This is a genomic window from Streptomyces sp. NPDC094032, from assembly GCF_040303965.1.
Taxonomy (GTDB): domain Bacteria; phylum Actinomycetota; class Actinomycetes; order Streptomycetales; family Streptomycetaceae; genus Streptomyces.
In genome coordinates, this window is sequence record NZ_JBEOUE010000043.1 from 1 (window position 1) to 21,175 (window position 21,175).

The following is a 21,175-nucleotide window of genomic DNA, read 5'->3' on the forward strand; positions in this document are numbered from 1 at the left end:
CACGACTGGGCGTCCCCGCCCCAGCCATGACAGCGGACCTGAAGCACGCATGCGCGTCGACTCCCACCCTGGCAAACAGACAAATGCACACGCCTGGATCAGGCGCGTGCGTGCGTACTGTCCGTCATGGACAGCTCACTCAGCAAGGTCGTCTGTTTCCGGTTGCGCACGTGCGAAGTGAAGTGGGTCACGCCCCACTTCGCCATAGACACCCATCAGTAATGATCTTTGCGATAGATAAGCCAATCCGGACATCGAAGACTCCCAGCTACCCCAAAGCGGCACATTTGGGGGCCTTGTGACCGATGGTCAAGAACAGACCGGGTCCGAGTAACGGTCTTATAAAATTCTCATCTGTGGACGGTCAATGAAGGCTGTGTGATCGTGTGTCCGCTCTCTGCCCCGCGGCCTGCCGTCTGGGGCTGGTTGTGCTGTCCACCGTCCGTCTGGTTCACACGGGAGTAGACCGCCGTGTCCGCGCCGCCTTATCTCAGCCCCTTCGTGCGCACGCGCACGCGGCTGTCTCTGACCATCGGCCTCGTTCTGGCCGCCCTCACCGCTGCCCTCTTGCCCTGGTGGCAGCCCGATTCCGCGCCCGTCACGGCCGGTGGCAAGCCCACCGACGCCAAGCGGGTATCCACCGGCCCCAAGGACGAGACCGCCGCGAGGGCCGAGGCCGTTCGCAGTGGCAAGAAGGTCCTCGTCGACACCGCCACCACCGCGAACTCCCTGACCTGGGCCCTGCCCAACGGCCAGATGCGTTCGCAGACGCACGCGCTTCCGCAGCGCGCGAAGAACGCCGCCGGGAAGTGGGCGCCCGTCGACAACAAGCTCACGCGCGCCGCCAAGGCACCGCGCGGGCTCGGCGTCACGCCGGTCAACGCCGTCTACCCCGTCCGCTTCTCCAGCGGCAGCGCCGGGGCCGACCGGGCGGACCGCTCCTTCGTCCGCGCCGAGACCCCCGGCCACTCCACGCTCGCCGAGGTCGAGTTCGGCGGTCACACCATCGCCTACACCTGGCCGGGCGCCCTGCCCGAGCCGGTCCTCGACGGCCCGCGCGCCCTCTACTCCGAGGTCCTGCCCGGCGTCGACCTCCTGCTCGTCGCGCGTGAGGAGGGCGGCTTCGCCCAGGTCCTCATCGTCAAGACGCCCGAGGCCGCCCGCCAGGACGCCCTCAAGTCCGTGGCCTACGGCCTGCGTTCGCAGACGGCCACCTTCCGCCACGACACCAAGGCCAACCGCGTCCTGGTCCTCGACAAGGCGGGCAAGGAAGTCGGCTCCATCCCGACCCCCTTCGCCTGGGACTCCTCCGGCCGCGACCCCGAGCTGCCCGACGGCACCGTCGCCCGCACCGCCACGGACACCCCGGCCGACGTCCTCAAGCTGTCCGGCCTCACCGGCATCGAGCCCGGCGCCAAGTCCGCCCAGCTCCCCGTCGAGCTGGCCGGCAACGGGACCGGCACCGCGCTCCTCGCGCTGGACGTCGCCGCGACCAAGCTCCTCGAAGACAAGGACGTCAAGTTCCCCGTCTTCGTCGACCCGACGATGAACTCCGGCTGGCAGGCCTGGACCACGGCGTACCGCCCGTACCCCAACTCCAGCTTCTACAACGGCACCAACTTCTCCTCCGGCACCTCCGACGCCCGCGTGGGCTACGAGTCGGACACCGGCGGTCTGGGCCGTTCGTTCTGGCGCATGGGCTTCAGCACGAAGATGAAGGGCGCCAAGGTCACCTCGGCAGCCTTCAAGGTGCTCAACAACCACTCCTGGTCGTGCACCACCCGTGAGTTCAAGTTCTATCTGACCGGCGGCATCTCCTCCGGTACGACGTGGAACTCGCAGCCGTCCTGGACCACGCACCTCCAGTCGAGGTCCTTCGCGCACGGCTGGTCCTCGTCGAGCTGCCCGGACGACTACGAGACGTTCAACAACTCCGCCGTCGTCTCCGCCGCCCAGAAGGCCGCGGACGGCGGCTGGTCGAACATCACCTTCGGCCTGCGCGCGACCAGCGAGTCGGACACGCAGACCTGGCGCAAGTTCCGCGCCACCTCCGCGACCCTCGAAGTCGACTACAACTCCCCGCCGAACGAGCCCACCAGCGGCACCTCCACCCCCGGTGGCGCCTGCGTCCTGGGCCCCGGCGCCGGAGTCACCGTCGGCAAGACGAACATCGTCCTGAAGGCCTACGCCTCCGACAACGACGGCAACCTCAAGGGTCTGCGCTTCAAGTTCTGGAAGGCCGGAGCCGCTGTCCCGGCGGGCACCCTGGTGACCCCGACCGGCGGCTGGGCCTCCACGACGATCGCCGCCACCACTCTTGAGGACAAGGCGACCTACTACTGGGCCGTCCGGGCCGAGGACGCCCTCGACGCCGCCTCGACCTACTTCCCGGCCAACACCACCGAGAACTGCGCGCTCACCGTGGACGGTTCGGCCCCGCCGCCGCCCACGGTCGACGAGGACACCACCCCGTTCAAGCGCGCCACCTCGGACGGCGCGACCTGGGCGAGCGTGAAGTTCGGCTCCACCGGCAACCTCACCATCACCTCCCCGGGTGCGGCGAAGTTCCGCTGGGGCTGGGAGGGCATGTCGTACACGGACGTCACCGCGACCAACGGCTCGTACACCTTCACGGGTCTCAAGCCGCCGCACGCGGGTCCGAACTGGCTGCACTTCTTCTCGCTGGACGCGCTGGGCAACGTGAGTGCCCGTACCGACTACGCCACCTACATCCCGCCGCGCGACAGCGCCGACGGCCCGGGTGACGTGGGCGGCGACGGCATCGCCGACCTGATGGTCATCGACGCCAACGGCAACCTCTTCTCCTACCCCGGCTCCCCGGACGGAGAGCTGTACGGCGGCCTCACCGGCTCCTACACGATCGGTGCCAACGGCAAGCCCGTCCTCGCGCCCAAGGCGCCGTGGTGGAACGGCACCAAGGCCGCGCTCATCAGCCACTACCAGGACGTCTACCCCGGCGACGGCTCGACCGACCTGTTCGCGGTCGACCCCGACGGCACGTTCTACCTCTACCCGGGCGACGGCTACGGCACGTTCAACGTGGACGACCGCCTCAAGGTCCGCCTTCCCTCCAACACGCCGGCGCCGTCGACGTGGACGGAGATGAAGGCCGTCGGCGACATCACCGGCGACAAGCTGACCGACGTCGCGATCACCACCGGCACCCAGTTCTGGATCCTCTCCGGCTACACCGGAGCCACGTTCCAGACGGCCACCCTCATGGAGGGCACCGCCTGGGCCCCCCGTGACATCGTCAACATCGCCGACATCGACCTGGACAACACGCCCGACCTGCTCTGGCGCAGCCACGATTCCGGCACGATCTACATCCGTCACGGCAAGCCCGGCACCGTCGCGGGCAGCGTCGACATCAACTCGTTGAAGACCGCGGCGGCCTCCCGCCAGGGTGTCGACACGTCCTACGGCACCAACTGGACGACGACCAACATCACCGCGGTCATCGGCATCCCCGACGTCAACGGCGACAAGATCCCCGACCTGTGGGTCCGCTACGGCGCCGACGGCACGATGAAGGTCTACCACCCATCCACCACCAACACCGGACCGGCCGTCAAGACCGTCCTCTCGGTGAACTGGGCGGGCATCAAGTCCTTCGGCTGATCCGCGAAAGCCGATCCCCGAACGCTGATCCCGGACAGCTGATCCCCACAAGGGACACCCCCTGAGCCCCCGGCGCCCTCGCGGCGCCGGGGGCTCACCCCTTCTCCGCGCCGTCCGCTATCGCCCCCTCCACCTCCGCCACCCGCGCCCGCTCCTCGGCCGCGAAGCGCTCGCGGTCCAGGGCCTCGGCGATCTCCTCGTCCTGGGTCATCAGGAGGTCGAGGCTGGAGTCGCCGAGGTCGAAGACGCCCATGTCGAGGTAGGCCCTCTGGAGGCGCTCGCCCCACAGGCCGATGTCCTTCACGCAGGGCACGATCCGGCTGAAGAGCAGCTTGCGGAAGAGGCGCAGGAACTCGCTCTGCTCGCTGAGCTCCTCGGCCTCCTTCTTCGGGATGCCGAAGTTCTCCAGGACCTCGACCCCGCGCAGCCGGTCGCGCATCAGGTGGCAGCCCTCGATGACGAACTCCTCGCGCTCGCGCAGTTCGGCGTCGGAGAGCTGCCGGTAGTAGTCGCGCAGCGCCATCCGGCCGAAGGCGACGTGCCGGGCCTCGTCCTGCATCACGTACGCGAGGATCTGCTTGGGCAGCGGCTTGGCGGTGGTGTCCCTGATCATGCCGAACGCGGCGAGCGCGAGGCCCTCGATGAGCACCTGCATGCCGAGGTAGGGCATGTCCCAGCGGGAGTCGCGCAGGGTGTCGCCGAGCAGGCTCTGGAGGTTGTCGTTGATCGGGTAGAGCATCCCGATCTTCTCGTGCAGGAAGCGCCCGTAGATCTCGGCGTGCCGGGCCTCGTCCATGGTCTGGGTGGCCGAGTAGAACTTGGCGTCCAGGTCGGGCACCGACTCCACGATCCGGGCGGCGCAGATCATGGCGCCCTGCTCACCGTGGAGGAACTGGCTGAACTGCCAGGAGGTGTAGTGCCGGCGCAGCTCGCCCCGGTCCTTGTCGGTGAGCTTGGCCCAGTGCCGGGTGCCGTAGAGGGACATGGCCTCGTCGGGGGTGCCGAGCGGGTCGTACGGGTCGACCTCCAGGTCCCAGTCGATCCGCGTGGCGCCGTCCCACTGCTTGTCCTTGCCCTTCTGGTAGAGGGCCAGGAGGCGGTCGCGCCCGTCCTCCGCCATGTCGTAGTCCCAGTTGAAACGGGCTGCGCCGGACCCGGGCACCTGCCAGACGGGCTCCCTGGGGGCCCGCGCGTAGAGATCGTGCGTCGACACTGACGGCTCCTTCCTACGGTTCCCAGCAGGCTCACACGTTGGTAGACGCAGGGTCAACAAGTCGTGCGTGAGGGATTGACGACGTTACTGACGAGGAGTCTTATACGTGTCATGGCCAGTCTCACCGAGCCCGACTTCGCCCTCCTGCGTGACGCCCTCGGCCCGCTGCGCGACCGCGAACAGGTCGCCGAGCGGCTCCTGGAGTCCTCCCTCAAGCACTCCTTCGACCCCGAGACCGAGCTCGACTGGGACGCCCCCTTCGAGGACGGCAAGTGGTTCTGGCCGCCGGAGCTGGTCTCCCTCTACGGCACCCCGCTGTGGCGCCGGATGTCCGAGGAGCAGCGGATCGACCTCTCCCGGCACGAGGCGGCCTCGCTGGCCTCGCTCGGGATCTGGTTCGAGATCATCCTGATGCAGCTGCTGGTCCGGCACATCTACGACAAGTCGCTGACCAGCAAGCACGTCCGTTACGCGCTCACCGAGATCGCCGACGAGTGCCGGCACTCGATGATGTTCGCCCGGCTGATCACCCGCGGCGGCTCGCCCGAGTACCCGGTGCCGCGGGTCTACCACAACCTCGGGCGCGTCCTGAAGACCGTCTCCACCACCCCCGGCTCCTTCGCCGCGACCCTCCTCGGCGAGGAGATCCTGGACTGGATGCAGCGGCTCACCTTCCCCGACGAGCGCGTCCAGCCGCTGGTACGCGGAGTCACCCGCATCCATGTGGTCGAGGAGGCCCGGCACGTGCGGTACGCGCGGGAGGAGCTGCGCCGGCAGATGGCGACGGCGCCGCGCTGGGAGCAGGAGTTCACCCGGCTCAGCTGCGGCGAGGCGGCCCGGGTCTTCTCCACCTGCTTCGTCAATCCGCAGGTGTACGACAACGTCGGCCTGGACCGCCGCGAGGCCGTCGCCCAGGTGAGGGCGAGCGGCCACCGGCGGGAGGTCATGCAGTCCGGGGCGAAGCGGCTGACCGACTTCCTCGACGACATCGGCGTGCTGCGCGGCGCGGGCCGCCGGCTCTGGAAGTCCTCCGGGCTGCTGGCCTGAACGCCCGCCTGAGCAGCCCGGATCCACGCGGAGCCGCCCGGGGCCTGCCCGTACGGCGTTACGCTGCGGGCATGACGAGTGCCGCCTCGCCCGCGTACCGCCGGCTCAGCGTCGAGGAGCGCAAGCGCCAGCTGCTCGACGCCGCCCAGACGCTCTTCGCGCACCGGGCGCCCGAGGACGTCTCCCTCGACGACGTCGCCGAGGCCGCGGGGGTCTCCCGGCCGCTCGTCTACCGCTACTTCCCCGGCGGCAAGCAGCAGTTGTACGAGTCGGCGCTGCGCTCCTCGGCCGACGCGCTGGAGCGCTGCTTCGCCGAGCCGCCCGCGGGGCCGCCGACCGAGCGGCTCGCCCGGGTCCTGGACCGGTACCTGGCCTTCGTGGACGGGCACGACGCCGGGTTCGCCGCGCTGCTGCGCGGGGGCAGCGTCGCCGAGACCTCGCGGACCTCGGCCATCGTCGACGAGGTCCGGCGGGCGGCGGCCGAGCAGATCCTCCGCCACCTGGGCGTGGACCGGCCGGGGCCCCGGCTCGGGATGATGGTGCGGACCTGGATCGCGGCCGTCGAGGCGGCGTCCCTGATCTGGGTCGACGAGGGCAAGCGCCCAGCGGCCGGGGAGCTGCGGGACTGGCTGGTGGACCACCTGGTCGCGCTGCTCACCGCGACCGCCGCGAGCGATCCCGAGACGGGCGTGGTGGTGGCCCGGCTGCTCTCCCAGGAGACCTCGGCCGGGCCGGTCGCGACCCTGGCCAGGAACGTCATCCCGATGGTCAGCGAGGCCGCGCACCTGCTCTGACCCCGGTGCGGGTGACACTGGTGGGGTGAGAAGCGAGAACACCCCCTTCCGCGGCGGCCCCCTCGACGGCCGGACGCTGCCCGTCCTGCTCGGCCCGACCGGCCACCCCCCGAAGTGGTACGAGGTCCCGGTCCCGGCCCACGAGGGCCGCCCCGCGACCGTCTACGCCTACCGCCGCGAGCCGGCCGGCCACAGCAAGCGGCTCAAACTCCAGCAGGGCTGGGTCTACGCGTACGCCCCGGAGGGCCGCGACCGCCGCGAAATCCGCTGGCCCTGGTCGAAGCCCCGCCCCCCGGCTCCCCCGAACGAGTGAGCCCCGCACCCACCGCCACGCCGGTCCGCTCATCACACTAACCATCACGCCATCATCCCGATGGAGGTGGTGACGTGTCGGTACGACTGCTGCGCAAGGTCTGCACGGGGGTACTCGCGGCGACGACGGTCCTGGCGGGGGTGACGGGCCCGCCCGCCCCCCAGGCGACGGCGGCGGAGCCGCCGGGGGCGGGGCACCCGGCGGCTCCACAAGACCCGGCGGCGCCGGAGACGGACGCGTTGCCGGAGGCGGACGCGCCCGCGGGCGCAGATACGCCCCCAGTCACTGGCGCGCTGCCCAACCCCGGCCCCCCCGACTCCCTCGGCGCCCTCCTAAGCCGCCTCCGCAGCCTCTACCGACAGGCCGAGCAGGCCACCGAGGCCTACAACGCCGGGGAGGAGAGCCTCAAGCGGCAGACCGCCGACACCCGGCAGGTCACCGCGCGGCTGGCCGCCGCGCGGGACGAGCTGGCGCGGGGGCGGGACGAGGCCGGGCGGCTGGCGCGGGAGCAGTACCAGGGGCGGTCCGAACTCTCCCCGTACCTGCGGCTGCTGCTCGCCCGCGACCCCCAGCACGCGCTTGACCAGAGCCATCTGCTCGACCGGGCCGCCCGGGACCGCGCCGGGACCGTCACCCGGCTCCAGGGGGCCGAGAAGCGGGCCGCGGACCTCGCGACGGCCTCGCGGAAGGCGCTGGACCGGCGCAGGTCCCTCGCCGACCGGCAGCGCGCGCACCGCGACGAGGTGCAGACGCGGCTCCGCGAGGTGGAGGGGCTGCTGGCCGCGCTCTCCCCCGAGCAGCTCGCGGGACTCGGCGCCCTGGAACGCACCCAGACCGCCGGCGCCCAGGCCGAACTCCTCGGCTCCGGCGTCCTGGACGGCCCCCGCGCCCCCTCACGGGCGGGCGCGGACGCCCTGCGCTTCGCGGTGGCGCAGATCGGCAAGCCGTACGAGTGGGGCGCCGAGGGCCCCGACACGTACGACTGCTCGGGCCTCACCCAGCGGGCCTGGGCGAGCGCGGGCCGCGAACTCCCCCGCACCAGCCAGGAGCAGTGGCGGACGCTGCCCCGCGTCCCGCTCGCCCGGCTGCGCCCCGGCGACCTGGTCGTCTACTTCCCGGAGGCCACCCACATCGCCCTCTACCTGGGCGAAGGACTGGTGATCCACGCCCCGCGCCCCGGCGCCCGGATCAAGGTCTCCCCGCTCGCCGCGAACCTGCTCCTGGGCGCCGTACGCCCCGATCCCGACACCCCGGCCCTGCCCCTGACGACGTACGCGCCGCCCGAACTCCCGGCGGGAGCCACGGACGGCGCGGACGAGGGGTACGGAGAGGCTCAGGCCCCGGCGACCTCGGCCAGGTAGGCGGCGGCCTTCTCCGGGTCGAAGAAGAAGTTCTCGAAGTCGGCCGGGTCGTCGAAGCCGTTGGCGAAGCGGTCGGCGACGGGCTGGAGGCCACCGGCGGCGCCGAGCAGGTTCAGGACGTGCTCCGGCGGCGGCGCGAGCATCGCGTTGGTCCACTTGGTGACGTGCTGGGCGGTCTGCCAGTAGCGCGCGAACGTCGCCCGCATCCAGCTCTCGTCGAAGGCGCCGTCGCCGTGCTCGACAATCGCGGAGAGGTACGCGGCGGCGCACTTGGAGGCCGAGTTGGAGCCCTGCCCGGTGACCGGGTCGTTGGCGACGACCACGTCGGCGACGCCCAGCACGAGGCCGCCGGACGGGAGCTGCCCGACGGGGTTGCGGACGGTCGGGGCGTAGCGCCCGGCCAGGGTGCCACCCGCGTCGGTCAGCTCGACCTTGGTGGCGCGCGCGTACTCCCAGGGCGTGAACTTCTCCATGAGCTCCAGCGTGAGCGCCAGGTGCTCGGAGGGGTCCTTGACGCCCTGGAAGACGTCGAGCGGGCCGCCGGGGACGCCCTCCCAGAAGAGGATGTCGGCGCGGCCGGAGGTGGTGAGGGTCGGCATGACGAACAGCTCGCCGACGCCCGGCACCACATTGCACCGCACCGCGTCGAAGTCGGGGTGCTCGGGCCGCGGGCCGAGCCCGTGGACGTAGCTGACGGCGAGCGCGCGCTGCGGCTGGTCGTACGGGGAGCGGGCGGCGTCCCGGGCGAACATGGAGACCAGCTCGCCCTTGCCGGCCGAGACCAGCGTCAGGTCGTAGCTGCGGGCGAAGTAGTCGAGGTCGCCGACGGCCGCGCCGTGGATGACGAGCTGGCCGCCGCGCTGGGCGAAGGTCTCCATCCAGCCGGCCATCTTCACGCGCTGGTCGACGGACTGGGCGTATCCCCGGAGCCTGCCGACCCAGTCGATGGCCCTGCTGCTGTCGGGCGCGGCGACGGAGACGCCGAGGCCCTCGATGCGCGGGGCCTGGGACTCCCAGAAGTTGAGGCCGAGGTCGCGCTCGTGCTGGAGCGCGGTGTCGAACATGCACTGCGTGGACATGACCCGGCCGGACCGGATCTCGTCGGCGGTGCGGTTGGACATCAGGGTGACTTCGTAGCCCTTGGACTGGAGACCGAGGGCGAGCTGGAGACCGGACTGACCGGCGCCGACTATGAGTATCTTCCGCATGTGCGACCGACCTTGAGGAACTCGGGGGTTATTCGGGGGAGGCTTCGAGCGCGTGGGCGACCATCTGGAGCAGCGTCTCGACCACGCTGTACCGCTTGCGCGCGTCCATGATCACGACCGGCACGTGCGCCGGTACGGTCAGCGCCTCGCGCACGTCGTCGGTGTCGAACGACTCGGTGCCCTCGAAGTGGTTGACGGCCACGATGTACGGCAGGCCGCAGCTCTCGAAGTAGTCAAGGGCGGGGAAGCAGTCGGTCAGCCGCCTCGTGTCCGCCATGACGATGGCGCCGATCGCGCCGCGCACCAGGTCGTCCCACATGAACCAGAAGCGCTGCTGTCCCGGCGTACCGAAGACGTAGAGCACCAGGTCGTCGTCGAGGGTGATCCGGCCGAAGTCCATCGCCACCGTGGTGGTGAGCTTGTCCGGGGTGGCGGTGAGGTCGTCGTGGTCCTCGCTCGCCCGGGTCATCAGCGCCTCGGTCTGGAGCGGGGTGATCTCGGAGACCGCGCGGACGAAGGTGGTCTTGCCGACGCCGAAGCCGCCCGCGACGACGACCTTGGTCGCGATCGGGGCGCGGGTGTGGTCCAGCTGCCAGTCCTGGGCGCCCTCTTCGGGGTCCGGTTCGGCGGGGCCGGTGGGCTGGACGGGGATGCCGACGACGGTCGACGGTTCAGAGACGGCGGAGTCCACTCAGCACCCTTTCGAGGAGCGCGCGGTCGGGCCGGTCGGTGCCGTGCCCTGTCCCGTACACGCGGATCTTTCCCTGGTCGGCCAGGTCGCTGAGCAGCACCCGGACGACTCCCAGCGGCATCTTCAGGAGCGCCGATATCTCCGCGACGGTACGCATCCGGCGGCAGACCTCGACGATGGCCCGCATCTCCGGCATGAGCCCGCGCGCGGCGCGGCCCCCGTCGGTCAGGACCTTGCGCTCGGGGGCGGCCTCCAGCGCGGCCACGAAGGTCTCGACGAGGAGGACGTGGCCGAAGCGGGTGCGGCCGCCGGTGAGCGAGTAGGGGCGGACGCGGGCGGGGCGCCGCCCCTCGCCGCGTATCGGCAGCCGGTGGGGGTGGTGGGCGGAGAACCCCGAGGGGAGCGACGTCACTGGGCGCTCTCCATCGACTTGGCCAGTTCGCTGCGGAGTTCGGGGGTGAGCACGTGGCCGGCCCGGCCGACGAAGAGGGCCATGTGGTACGCGATGACGCTCATGTCGCAGTCGGGCGTGGCGTGCACGCCGAGCAGCGAGCCGTCGCTGATCGACATGACGAAGACGCTGCCCTCCTCCATGGCGACCATGGTCTGCTTCACGCCGCCGCCGTCCATCAGCCGGGCGGCGCCGATGGTGAGGCTGCCGATGCCGGAGACGATGGTGGCCAGGTCGGCGGTGGAGCCGCGGGGTCCCTCGGGCCGGTCGGCCTCGGCCGCCGCGTTCTGGACCTCGGGGTCGGACGACAGCAGGAGCAGCCCGTCGGAGGAGACGACGGCGACGGAGCGGACCCCCGGCACCTCCTCGACGAGGTTGCCCAACAGCCATTGCAGATTGCGGGCCTCGCTGCTCAGCCCGAATGTTCCGGTCGCAGTCAACTGCGTGCCTCCTCGACTGTGTCCCCCGTGTTCTCCTCGGTACGTGCTGTCCGTGCGGCCTCGATCTCGGCGGCCACATCGCGGCGGCCGTGCGCGGCGCCCCGCTGGAAGCCGCCGAGCCGGCGGCGCAGGGCCTCCGCGTCGACGCCGCGGGTGCGTATCGGCGGGGTGGTGCTGCCGGCCTGCCGCACGATCCGCGGCGTCCGCTTGGGCAGCCCCTTGTCCGTGACCCGCTCCCACCGCCCGGGCCGCGGCCCGGCCTCGTCGGCCCCGATCTCCGTCTCCTCGGCGGTCCGCTCGTGCGCGTCGGGCTCCGGCGGGGGGTCGGGGAGCCGGACCTGCATGGTGGTCTCGGAGACGGACTCCACCGGGACCCCGGAGGGGGCCTGGGCGGGCTCGTACGGGGGTACGGGTGCGGGTGCGGGTACGACGGGTGCGGGCTCGGGGGCGTACGCCGTCATCGGCTCGGGCGCGGGCTCCGGCTCGTACGCGGGTACGGGTACGGGCGCGGGCTCCGGCTCGTACGCCGGTACGGGTACGGGCGCGGGCTCCGGCTCCGGCTGGGGCGCGGCCTCGGGGGCGTACGCCGGTGCGGGCTCCGGCTCGGGCGCCGCCGTCGCCGCGCGGGTCTCCGCCTCGGCGGCGGCGATGGCGCGTTCCGCGGCCTCCACGAGGGGGTCGCGGTGGCGGGAGGGCAGCGTGTTGGAGTTGGACTCGGCGACGGAGCCGGGGAGCGTGAGGGCGGCGGCGTCGCCCGCGACCGGCATCGCCGGGGGGACGGCGACCGGCGGGGTGGCGGGGAGCAGCGGCAGCGGCAGGACCACGACGGCCGCGACGCCGCCGGGCTTCTGCTCGCGCAGCTCGACCCGGACGCCGTGGCGCGCGGCGAGCAGCGCGGCGACCCGGATGCCGAGCCCCTCGCCCTCGGTGTCGACGATGGCGGGGTCGGCGAGCCGGGCGTTGAGCTCGGCGAGCCGGTCCGGGGTGATGCCGATGCCGGCGTCCTGGACGGAGAGCATGACCTCGCCGGACTCCAGGAGCCAGCCGGAGAGCTGGACCTGGGAGTCGGGCGGCGAGAACGAGGTGGCGTTCTCCAGGAGCTCGGCGACCAGGTGGCTCAGGTCGTCCGCGGCGAACCCGGCGACGTGCGCGTGCGGCGGCAGCGACTGGATGCTGACCCGCTCGTAGCGCTCGATCTCGCTGACGGCGGCCCGCAGCACGTCGACGAGCGGCACCGGGCCGGGGTGCCCGTGGTGGTGCTCGTGCCCGGCGAGGACGAGCAGGTTCTCGCTGTGCCGGCGCATGACGGTCGCCATGTGGTCCAGCTTGAAGAGGGTGGCGAGCCGGTCCGGGTCCTGCTCGCGCTCCTCCAGCTTCTCGATGACGCCGAGCTGGCGGTCGACGAGCCCGAGGCTGCGCAGGGAGAGGTTGACGAAGGTGTGCTGGACGGTCTGCTTGAGCCGTTCGAGCTCGGCGGTGAGCCGGGCGCTGTGGCCCTGGAGTTCGGCGCGCTGGGCGGCGAGCTCGGCGGCGAGGGCGTCGCGGGCCCCGGTCAGGTCGGCGTGCTCGGCGTCGAGCCGCTCGGCGCGGGCCGCGAGCGCGGCCAGCTTGCCCTGGAGGGTGTTGAGGGACCGTACGACCTGGGCGAACTCGTCGTTGCGGCCGGTGAAGCGGATCGGCTCCTCGGCGCCCGGCTCGGGGGCGGCGGCGAGCCGGGCGGCGCCGATGCGCAGCACGGCGAGCGGCCGGGTGAGGGTGCGGGCCACATAGGTGGAGATGCCGACGGCGACGAGCAGACAGCCGCCGAGGAAGGCGATGCGCAGTTCGAGGGCGGTGACGTCGTCGTCGCGGAGCGCCGTGAAACGCTCGGCGCGCTCGGTGACCAGGGCGGACTCGACGCCGCGCATCTGCTCGATGCGGGCGGAGAGCGCGGCGTCCAGCTTGGCCGGGTCGGTGTTGAGCTCGGACTCGGAGAGCTCGGGCCGGTCGGTGAGCCGGGCCAGGTAGCGCTCGGCGCTCTTGACGTCGGGGCCGGTGACGGTGGCGGCGAGGGAGTCGCGCGCGGGCGCGGTCGCGGCCTGGTCGAAGTCGGCGAGGGCGGCGAGCTCGCGGACCCGGGCCTGCTGGGCGGCGGCGGTCAGCGCGGCCCTGGCCCGGTCGGCCTCGGCGGCGCCCTCCGCCTCGTCGGCGACCAGGGTGCCGGTGGCGGCGTCGTAGTGGGTGGTGCCGGTGGGCTCGGGCCGGGGGACGGCGAGCGCGGCGAGCAGCAGGCCGCGCGCGGCGGAGGCCTGCTCGGTGGCGCGGCCGAGGGCGGCGGGGGCCCGGACGGCCTCGGCGGCGCGCGCGGGGGTGCCTTCGGCGAGCCGGTCGGCGAGGGCCTGGAGCTGGACGATGACCTCGGTGTACGCGCGGTGGGCGTCGAGGGCGGAGCCCTTGCCGGTGAGGGCGGTGCGGCGGATCGAGGGGACGCCGGAGAGCTCGCGGCGCAGCTCGTCGGGGGCGGCGGCACGGATCTCGTCGATCTGCCGGTCGACCCGGGCGGACCGGGCGCTGGTCACCTGGCGCTTGGCGCCGCTCGCGCCGGACTGCTCGTCGCGCCCGGCCGCGACGTACGCGACGACCTCGTCCCGCTCGTCGGAGAGGGAGTGGGCGAGGGTGACGGCCTGGCGGTCGAGTTCGGCGAGGGCGACCAGGCTGACGGTGTCGTCGAGGTCGCCGGAGGCGGTGAGGATCGCGGGGGCGCCGGCCGCGAGCACGGTGACGCCGACCAGGGCGACGCCGGCGACGAGACGGCCGCGGACCCGCTTGGGGCGGCCGGCCGGGGCCTGGGGGGCGCTGTCGGTGCCGTGCGCGGGCAGGCCGAGGTGCTGCGGGTCACCGGGGATCTGGCTCCGCGCGCCGTTGTTGCTCCGAGGCCGCTTCTTCTGCACCGGTGCTCGCATTCTTGATCGTCCGCCCATGAAGCAGAGGTGACGACCGGTCACATGTCGAGAGCCCCCACCCCTGGTTGTGTCTTCCGACCATTTCAGCGGTTCTGGTCAGGGGACTCGCATCGGCCGCTCCGCCACCCGAACGAGTGAACAACACTCATGAGTTGGCAAACAACTCCTCCCGGTGACGGCCGGGGCACCGGACTTACCCCCGGTTGGATCTTCCGCGCGGGCTTTGGCAGGATGCCCGCCCGCAGCTTCCCGGAGCTTGCGGTTCCGGGCCTCAGGGCCCGTCAGGCCCTTTGGTACAGGCCAGATTCGGGCGTCTGGAGGCCCGGTGAAGGAGTGGTGCGGGCCGGGCCCGCCCGGGGCAGACTGGGGATCATGCGCACCGAAGCGGCCACCCTCCCCGGCAGTCCCGAACGGCCCAACGAGGACTGGGCCGCCGCAGCCCTGCCCGCCTCGGGCGCGGGCGGCACGGTCGTGGTCCTCGACGGGGTGACGCCCCCGGCGGGCGACGCCGGTTGTGTGCACACGGTGCCCTGGTTCACCGCGCGGCTCGGCGGCGCTTTGACGGAACTGTCCGCTTCGCGAAGCGATCTGACGCTGACCGAGATTCTCGCCCTCGCAATCCGGCGCACCGCGGACGCCCACCGGACCACCTGTGACCTTTCTCACGTACGCACTCCGCAGGCGACGGTGGCCATGGCGCGCTGGGACGGGACGACGGTGGAGCACCTCGTCCTGTCGGACGCGACGCTGCTCCTCCAGTCCGCGGACGGGTCGGTACGGGCGGTGCTCGACGACCGTCTGGACCACGTCCCGAGGGAGGTGCTGCGCTCGGTGGAGGCGACGGACCGGCTGCGCAACCGGGAGGGCGGCTTCTTCACGGCCGCCGCCGACCCGGACGCGGCCCTGCGGGCGGTGACCGGCACGACGCCCCGCGCGGAGATCCGGGCCCTGGCGGCGCTCACGGACGGGGCGACGCGCTGGGTGCGGCCGTTCGGCGCGGGCGACTGGGCGGACTGCTTCGGGGTGCTCACCGAGGAGGGGGCGCACGGCCTGCTCCGGCGGGTCCGCGCCCTGGAGACGGCCGAGCAGCGGGCCGCGGAACGGGCCGGGGAGCAGGCCGGGCGGGCGGGCCGCCGGAAGGCGCACGACGACGCGACGGCGGTGTACGCGGAGCTGTAGGGGCGCGACCGGGATCCCCTGGTCAGCCCTCCGAGCGTACGTTGAAGTGGTGCAGCAGCCGGGCGAGTTCGGCGACCTCGGAGCGGTCCCAGTCGGCCAGCTTGCGGACGTACCGCTCGCGGCGGGCGTCCCGGACGCTCCGGAAGCGGCTCTGGCCCTCCTCCGTCAGACGGACCAGCGAGGCGCGGCCGTCGGCGGGGTCGGGGTCGCGGGCGACCAGGCCCAGCTGTTCAAGGGCCCGCAACTGGCGGCTCATCGTGGCCTTGCCGACCCCGAAGTAGCCGGCCAGATCGGTGGCGCGCTGCGGGCCCGCGTCGTCGAGGCGCACGAAGAGGCCGTACGCGGCGGGCTCCAGCTCGGGGTGCACTTCGCGGGCCATCTCGCCGGACTGGGCCCGGGCGCGGCGCAGGAAGACCGCCAGTTCGCGTTCCAGGGCGAGGAACTCCTGGTCCACACCACTCCCGCCCTTGGGCGGCGCTTCACTCCCCGTACCGCTTCCGTGCACGTCAGCACCCCTCACGCGCTTTCCGCTCGCTGAAAGTTTCTTCCGGCCGCGGCCATCGCCGCAGCTCCTCCAGTATTTCGCAGGCGTAGACCAACGGCAGCAGCCGGGCCCTCTTCCATCGGGCGGGTCTACGTGCGTAGCGTCTCACCCAAGCGACTTCGCTGACATGTCCACACCAGGACTTGTCGACACCGCTCCCCCCACCGAGCCTTTCGGAGGCACGCAATGCGTGTGCACAGACCCGGGAAGTCCCTCGCCGGCGCCGCCCTCGCGGCCCTGACCCTGCTCCTCCCCCTCGCGCTCGCCGTCCCCGCCGGCGCGGCGCAGGACCCTGGCGCCCGGAAGGCGCCCTCGCCCGCCCGCGGTTCCGCCTCCATGGGCATGGGCGTGGTCGCACACGACGGCCAGGGCGCCGCGCCCGGCGGCGTCTCGGGCCTGGCCGCCCAGACCGAGGGCGTGGACGTGTCCAGCCACAACGGCAACGTGGACTGGGCGACCCTGTGGAACAGCGGGGTGAAGTGGGCCTACGTCAAGGCGACGGAGGGCACGTACTACAAGAACACCTCCTTCACGCAGCAGTACAACGGCTCGTACAACGTGGGCATGATCCGCGGCACGTACCACTTCGCGACCCCGGACACGACGACGGGCGCCGCGCAGGCCGACTACTTCGTGAACAACGGCGGCGGCTGGTCCAAGGACGGCCGGACGCTGCCGGGCGCGCTGGACATCGAGTGGAACCCGTACGGCGCGACCTGCTACGGCAAGACCCAGGCCGGGATGGTGGCCTGGATCAAGGACTTCCTCGACCGGTACAAGTACCGCACCGGCCGGGACGCGGTGATCTACACGGCGACGAGCTGGTGGACCCAGTGCACCGGCAACTACGGCGGCTTCGCCTCGGCCAACCCGCTGTGGATCGCGCGGTACGCCTCCGACGTCGGCACGCTGCCGGCCGGCTGGGGCTACTACACGATGTGGCAGTACACCTCGACCGGCCCCACGGTCGGTGACCACAACCACTTCAACGGCGACTACTCGCGGGTGCAGGCGCTCGCGAACGGCTGACCGGCGCGGGGCGGTGGGCCTCCCGGGTGTGCGGCGGCACACCCGGGAGGCCCGTCCCCTGTGCGCGTCCCCCGGCTTCTCCGGCTTTCTCCGACGGACCCCTTGCCCATTGGTATGGACCAATGCGACCCTCGGGGAGCCGCGGACGAGCCGCAACTCGCCCGCACCGTGCGCACGTTGCTCGTCCCGTACTCCCCCACGCACGAGAGAGAGCTCCGCCATGCCCCGCATCACGACCTCCCCCCGCCGCGCCGCCGCCGCCACCGCCCTGACCGCCGCCGTCGCCACCGGTCTCGTCTCCCTCACGCCGACCGCCGCGAGCGCGCACGGCGCCGTGTTCAACCCGGTCAGCAGGGTCGCGGCCTGTTACGCGGAGGGCCCCGAGAGCCCCAAGTCGCAGGTGTGCAAGGACCTCGTCGCCGACTCCGGCACCCAGCCGCTCTACGACTGGAACGAGGTCAACATCGCCAACGCCGACGGGCAGCACAAGGCGCTGATCCCGGACGGCAAGCTCTGCTCGGCCAACCGCGACAAGTACCGCGCCCTGGACTGGGCCCGCACCGACTGGCCGGCCACCGCCGTCGCCCCCGGCGCCTTCGGCTTCAAGATCCGCGCCACGGCGGCGCACTCCGGCACGATGACGATGTACATCACCAAGCAGGGCTTCGACCCCACCCAGCCCCTGAAGTGGTCCGACCTCGACACCACGCCGGTCGCCGTCTACAACACCACCCGCACGGCCACCGACGGCTACTACGCCTTCAACGGCACCCTCCCGGCCCGCTCCGGCCGCCAGATCGTCTACATGGTGTGGCAGCGCAACGACAGCCCCGAGGCCTTCTACAGCTGCTCGGACGTCACCTTCGGCACCGGCGGCGCCGCCGCCACGGCCCTCAAGGCCGAGGCCCCGACGGAAGCCGAACTCGCCGCGGGCGCCCAGCTCTCCACGGTGAGCCACAAGGGCCACGGCGGCGACGAGCAGCCCCCCGCCCTCTCCGCCGACACCACCGAGGCCCCCGCCTCCCCGCTCCCGCTCGCCCTCGCGGGCGCCGGCGCCCTCGCCACCTTCGGCGCGGGCAGCATCCTGCTGGCCCGGCGCCGCAAGGAGTCCTAGTCCGACCTGGCCTAGGGCGGACACGCCCTAGGCCGGACACGCCCTAGGCCGGACAGGCCCTAGGCCAGGTCGGCCCTGGGTGGGAAGAGGGCGGCGAGCCGCGGTATCTCGTCCTCTTCCAGGGGCTCTTCGCGCGGCGGCGCCTCGGGATCCGGGGCGTCGTCGCCCTCGGCCGCGTCGAGCGCGTCGTAGAAGGCCTCCCCGTCGTCGTCCACCCCCGTCAGCTCCTCGTAGGCCTCCACCGCCACGTAGTCCAGCTCCTCCCACTCGGGCCACTCCTCCGCCTCGCACCAGGAGGCGGGGGTCCGCCCCGCGAGCCGCCGCACCTCGGGCACACCGGCCAGGCTGTCGGGAGACATCAGGGCCACCTCGAACACCTCGCGCCCCAAGGCCGCCAGCCACAGCCGGAAGTAGAGGAATCCGTCGTCCGAGCACCAGCCGCCCAGGATCCGCTGGGCCGCCGACCACAGATCGGCCCGGTAGGCCCGGTCACAGGCGGCGTTCAGCTCCACCTGGAAGGCCACGCACCCCTCCGTCGTCCCCCGCAGGAGCTCCCCCCGCAGCCACTCCAGCCGTTCGTCCCGCGACCCCGGCCGGTGCCGCAGCTCCCCCATCAGCGCCCAGAAGGCCTTCTCGTCCATACCGGGAAGCATCGCAGCCGCCACTGACAACGGCGGTGGGCCGCCCGCCCCTTCGGAAACCGGGAAGGGGAAGGGCGGCCCACCGCCGTACGGCTACGACAGGGCGTCCGTCACGCCGCCGCGCTCACCGCGACCTCCGCCGGGGTGAGGGCGATCTCCAGGACCTGCCGGACGTCCGTCACCGGGTGGACCTCCAGCTTGCCCAGGATCTCGGCGGGGACGTCGTCCAGGTCGGCCTCGTTCCGCTTGGGGATCACGACCGTCGTGATGCCCGCCCGGTGGGCGGCGAGCAGCTTCTGCTTCAGGCCGCCGATCGGGAGCACCCGGCCGGTCAGGGACACCTCGCCGGTCATGGCGACGTCCGTGCGGACCAGTCGGCCCGACAGGAGCGAGGCGAGGGCGGTGGTCATCGTGATGCCCGCGCTCGGACCGTCCTTCGGGACGGCGCCCGCCGGGAAGTGGATGTGCACGCCGCGGTCCTTGAGACCGGTGACGGGCAGCTCCAGCTCCGCGCCGTGCGAGCGGAGGAAGGAGAGCGCGATCTGCGCGGACTCCTTCATCACGTCGCCCAGCTGACCGGTGAGGGTGAGCCCCGCCGCGCCCGTCTCCGGGTCGGCGAGCGAGGCCTCGACGAAGAGCACGTCGCCGCCCGCCCCGGTCACGGCGAGACCAGTGGCGACCCCGGGCACCGAGGTCCGGCGCTCGGCCGGGTCCTGCGCCGACTCCGGCACGTGGTGCGGGCGCCCGATGAGGCCGCGCAGCTCGTCCGGGCCGATGGTGAACGGCAGCTCCCGGTCGCCCAGTTCGTGCTGGGCGGCCACCTTGCGCAGCAGGCGCGCGATGGACCGCTCCAGGGTGCGGACGCCCGCCTCCCGGGTGTACTCCCCGGCGAGCCGGCGCAGCGCCGCCTCCTCCAGGACGACCTCGCCCGGCTCCAGGCCGGCCTTCTCCAGCTGCCGGGGCAGCAGGTGGTCGCGGGCGATGACGACCTTCTCGTCCTCGGTGTAGCCGTCGAGGCGCACGAGCTCCATACGGTCGAGCAGCGCCTCGGGGATGGCTTCGAGCACGTTGGCGGTGGCGAGGAAGACCACGTCGCTCAGGTCGAGCTCGACCTCCAGGTAGTGGTCCCGGAAGGTGTGGTTCTGCGCGGGGTCGAGGACCTCCAGGAGGGCCGCCGCCGGGTCGCCCCGGTAGTCGGAGCCGACCTTGTCGATCTCGTCGAGCAGGACCACCGGGTTCATGGACCCGGCCTCCTTGATGGCGCGGACGATCCGGCCGGGCAGGGCGCCCACGTACGTACGCCGGTGACCGCGGATCTCGGCCTCGTCGCGCACGCCGCCGAGCGCGACCCGCACGAACTTCCGCCCCATCGCGTGCGCGACGGACTCGCCCAGCGAGGTCTTGCCGACGCCGGGCGGCCCGACGAGCGCGAGCACGGCACCGCCGCGCCGCCCGCCGACGACCCCGAGGCCCCGCTCGGCGCGCCGCTTGCGCACCGCCAGGTACTCGGTGATCCGCTCCTTCACGTCCTCCAGGCCCGCGTGCTCGGCGTCGAGGACCGCCTTCGCGCCCTGGATGTCGTAGGCGTCCTCCGTCCGCTCGCTCCACGGCAGTTCGAGCACCGTGTCGAGCCAGGTCCTGATCCAGGACCCCTCGGGCGACTGGTCGCTCGCCCGCTCCAGCTTCTCGACCTCCTTGAGGGCGGCCTCGCGCACCTTCTCCGGAAGGTCGGCGGCCTCCACGCGCGCGCGGTAGTCGTCGGACTCGTCGCCCTCCGCCTCGCCGTTGAGGTCGCGCAGCTCCTTGCGTACGGCTTCGAGCTGACGGCGCAGCAGGAACTCGCGCTGCTGCTTGTCGACGCCCTCCTGGACGTCCTTGGCGATGGTCTCGGCGACGTCCTGCTCGGCCAGGTGCTCGCGCAGTTGCGCGGTGGCCAGCTTGAGGCGGGCGACCGGGTCGGCGGTCTCCAGGAGCCGGACCTTCTGCTCGACGGTGAGGAAGGGCGAGTAGCCGGAGTTGTCGGCGAGGGCGCCGACGCCGTCGATCTGCTGGACGCGGTCGACGACCTGCCAGGCGCCGCGCTTCTTGAGCCAGCTGGTGGCCAACGCCTTGTACTCCTTGACCAGTTCGGTCACGGAGCCGGGCAGCGGATCGGGCAGGGCCTCCTCGACGACGGCGCCCTCGACCCACAGGGCCCCGCCGGGCCCGGTCGTACCGGCGCCGATCCTGACCCGCCCGCGCCCGCGGATGAGCGCGCCGGGGTCGCCGTCGGAGAGCCGTCCGACCTGCTCGACGGTGCCGAGCACGCCGGTCCCCGCGTAGGTGCCGTCCACCCGGGGCACGAGCAGCACGCGCGGCTTGCCCGTACCACCCCGTACGGCGGCCTGGGCGGCCTCGACGGCGGCCCGGACGTCGTTGTCGGACAGGTCGAGCGGCACCACCATGCCGGGCAGCACGACCTCGTCGTCGAGCGGCAGCACAGGCAGAGTGAGCGGCGCGGTCTCCATGGACTCAGAAGCCATGATCTCCCCTTCGGCAGTCAAGTTGAGCTATGTGGACTCAATGC

17 protein-coding genes are annotated in these 21,175 nt (G+C 72.5%); 8 read left to right on the plus strand and 9 right to left on the minus strand.

The annotated features are described in order from the left end of the window. Positions 1-471: 471 nt before the first annotated feature. On the plus strand, positions 472-3,642 hold the full coding sequence (locus ABTZ54_RS34175; protein WP_351671333.1) for a hypothetical protein: 3,171 nt from the start codon (positions 472-474) through the stop codon (positions 3,640-3,642). Between the two features lie 94 nt (positions 3,643-3,736). Here the strand turns inward: ABTZ54_RS34175 and ABTZ54_RS34180 are convergent, their stop codons facing one another. Next, a complete protein-coding gene (locus tag ABTZ54_RS34180) occupies positions 3,737-4,855 on the minus strand; it encodes a ferritin-like domain-containing protein (RefSeq protein ID WP_351671336.1) in 1,119 nt (372 codons plus the stop codon). A 111-nt stretch (positions 4,856-4,966) separates the two neighbouring features. Between ABTZ54_RS34180 and ABTZ54_RS34185 the strand changes: the two genes are divergently transcribed. From ABTZ54_RS34185 to ABTZ54_RS34200, 4 genes are all read left to right on the plus strand, one after another. Then, positions 4,967-5,902: an AurF N-oxygenase family protein gene (locus ABTZ54_RS34185; protein WP_351671339.1), complete on the plus strand. Its 936-nt coding sequence runs from the start codon at positions 4,967-4,969 to the stop codon at positions 5,900-5,902. A 71-nt stretch (positions 5,903-5,973) separates the two neighbouring features. Further along, positions 5,974-6,696 (plus strand): TetR/AcrR family transcriptional regulator, encoded by a 723-nt coding sequence (locus tag ABTZ54_RS34190; protein ID WP_351671342.1) that lies wholly within the window; start codon positions 5,974-5,976, stop codon positions 6,694-6,696. A 25-nt stretch (positions 6,697-6,721) separates the two neighbouring features. Next, positions 6,722-7,009, plus strand: coding sequence for a DUF8847 domain-containing protein (locus ABTZ54_RS34195; RefSeq protein ID WP_351671344.1), 288 nt, complete (start codon positions 6,722-6,724; stop codon positions 7,007-7,009). A gap of 74 nt (positions 7,010-7,083) precedes the next feature. After that, positions 7,084-8,370, plus strand: coding sequence for a C40 family peptidase (locus tag ABTZ54_RS34200; RefSeq protein ID WP_351671346.1), 1,287 nt, complete (start codon positions 7,084-7,086; stop codon positions 8,368-8,370). On the opposite strand, the gene ABTZ54_RS34205 is transcribed toward ABTZ54_RS34200, so the two are convergent. Genes ABTZ54_RS34205 through ABTZ54_RS34225 form a run of 5 tightly spaced genes read right to left on the minus strand, consistent with a single transcriptional unit; the run spans position 8,343 to position 14,090 of the window. Further along, positions 8,343-9,578 carry a styrene monooxygenase/indole monooxygenase family protein gene (locus tag ABTZ54_RS34205; protein ID WP_351671349.1) on the minus strand — a complete coding sequence of 412 codons (1,236 nt, stop codon included), beginning with the start codon at positions 9,576-9,578 and terminating at the stop codon, positions 8,343-8,345. The genes ABTZ54_RS34200 and ABTZ54_RS34205 overlap by 28 nt on opposite strands. Positions 9,579-9,606: 28 nt before the next feature. Beyond that, positions 9,607-10,269 carry a GTP-binding protein gene (locus ABTZ54_RS34210; RefSeq protein ID WP_351671352.1) on the minus strand — a complete coding sequence of 221 codons (663 nt, stop codon included), beginning with the start codon at positions 10,267-10,269 and terminating at the stop codon, positions 9,607-9,609. Further along, positions 10,250-10,681 (minus strand): DUF742 domain-containing protein, encoded by a 432-nt coding sequence (locus ABTZ54_RS34215; RefSeq protein ID WP_351671355.1) that lies wholly within the window; start codon positions 10,679-10,681, stop codon positions 10,250-10,252. Before ABTZ54_RS34215 ends, ABTZ54_RS34210 begins: the two co-directional genes overlap by 20 nt. Beyond that, positions 10,678-11,160 (minus strand): roadblock/LC7 domain-containing protein, encoded by a 483-nt coding sequence (locus ABTZ54_RS34220; RefSeq protein ID WP_351671358.1) that lies wholly within the window; start codon positions 11,158-11,160, stop codon positions 10,678-10,680. The genes ABTZ54_RS34215 and ABTZ54_RS34220 overlap by 4 nt, the downstream gene beginning before the upstream one ends. After that, on the minus strand, positions 11,157-14,090 hold the full coding sequence (locus ABTZ54_RS34225; RefSeq protein WP_351671363.1) for a sensor histidine kinase: 2,934 nt from the start codon (positions 14,088-14,090) through the stop codon (positions 11,157-11,159). Before ABTZ54_RS34225 ends, ABTZ54_RS34220 begins: the two co-directional genes overlap by 4 nt. A gap of 384 nt (positions 14,091-14,474) precedes the next feature. Between ABTZ54_RS34225 and ABTZ54_RS34230 the strand changes: the two genes are divergently transcribed. Further along, positions 14,475-15,281 (plus strand): hypothetical protein, encoded by an 807-nt coding sequence (locus ABTZ54_RS34230; RefSeq protein ID WP_351671366.1) that lies wholly within the window; start codon positions 14,475-14,477, stop codon positions 15,279-15,281. Between the two features lie 22 nt (positions 15,282-15,303). On the opposite strand, the gene ABTZ54_RS34235 is transcribed toward ABTZ54_RS34230, so the two are convergent. Continuing rightward, positions 15,304-15,786 carry a MarR family winged helix-turn-helix transcriptional regulator gene (locus ABTZ54_RS34235; protein WP_502997366.1) on the minus strand — a complete coding sequence of 161 codons (483 nt, stop codon included), beginning with the start codon at positions 15,784-15,786 and terminating at the stop codon, positions 15,304-15,306. A 225-nt stretch (positions 15,787-16,011) separates the two neighbouring features. On the opposite strand from ABTZ54_RS34235, the gene ABTZ54_RS34240 reads away from it, so the two are divergent. After that, positions 16,012-16,854: a lysozyme gene (locus ABTZ54_RS34240; protein WP_351671372.1), complete on the plus strand. Its 843-nt coding sequence runs from the start codon at positions 16,012-16,014 to the stop codon at positions 16,852-16,854. A gap of 220 nt (positions 16,855-17,074) precedes the next feature. Next, positions 17,075-17,968 carry a lytic polysaccharide monooxygenase auxiliary activity family 9 protein gene (locus ABTZ54_RS34245; RefSeq protein ID WP_351671374.1) on the plus strand — a complete coding sequence of 298 codons (894 nt, stop codon included), beginning with the start codon at positions 17,075-17,077 and terminating at the stop codon, positions 17,966-17,968. Between the two features lie 59 nt (positions 17,969-18,027). Here ABTZ54_RS34245 and ABTZ54_RS34250 read toward each other — a convergent pair whose 3' ends face one another. Both ABTZ54_RS34250 and lon read right to left on the minus strand, forming a co-directional pair. Continuing rightward, entirely contained in the window at positions 18,028-18,609 is a 582-nt protein-coding gene (locus tag ABTZ54_RS34250) for a DUF4240 domain-containing protein (RefSeq protein ID WP_351671377.1), read from the minus strand. A 110-nt stretch (positions 18,610-18,719) separates the two neighbouring features. Beyond that, positions 18,720-21,131 carry an endopeptidase La gene (gene lon, locus ABTZ54_RS34255; RefSeq protein WP_351671380.1) on the minus strand — a complete coding sequence of 804 codons (2,412 nt, stop codon included), beginning with the start codon at positions 21,129-21,131 and terminating at the stop codon, positions 18,720-18,722. Between the last annotated feature and the right edge of the window lie 44 nt (positions 21,132-21,175).

Bases quoted from the DNA above. Each gene is read 5' to 3' on its own strand.
- ABTZ54_RS34185 (WP_351671339.1), top strand. From the start codon at position 4,967: ATGGCCAGTCTCACCGAGCCCGACTTCGCCCTCCTGCGTGACGCCCTC.
- ABTZ54_RS34190 (WP_351671342.1), top strand. From the start codon at position 5,974: ATGACGAGTGCCGCCTCGCCCGCGTACCGCCGGCTCAGCGTCGAGGAG.
- ABTZ54_RS34205 (WP_351671349.1), bottom strand. From the start codon at position 9,578: ATGCGGAAGATACTCATAGTCGGCGCCGGTCAGTCCGGTCTCCAGCTC.
- ABTZ54_RS34230 (WP_351671366.1), top strand. From the start codon at position 14,475: ATGCGCACCGAAGCGGCCACCCTCCCCGGCAGTCCCGAACGGCCCAAC.
- ABTZ54_RS34240 (WP_351671372.1), top strand. From the start codon at position 16,012: ATGCGTGTGCACAGACCCGGGAAGTCCCTCGCCGGCGCCGCCCTCGCG.
- ABTZ54_RS34245 (WP_351671374.1), top strand. From the start codon at position 17,075: ATGCCCCGCATCACGACCTCCCCCCGCCGCGCCGCCGCCGCCACCGCC.
- ABTZ54_RS34250 (WP_351671377.1), bottom strand. From the start codon at position 18,609: ATGGACGAGAAGGCCTTCTGGGCGCTGATGGGGGAGCTGCGGCACCGG.
- lon (WP_351671380.1), bottom strand. From the start codon at position 21,131: ATGGCTTCTGAGTCCATGGAGACCGCGCCGCTCACTCTGCCTGTGCTG.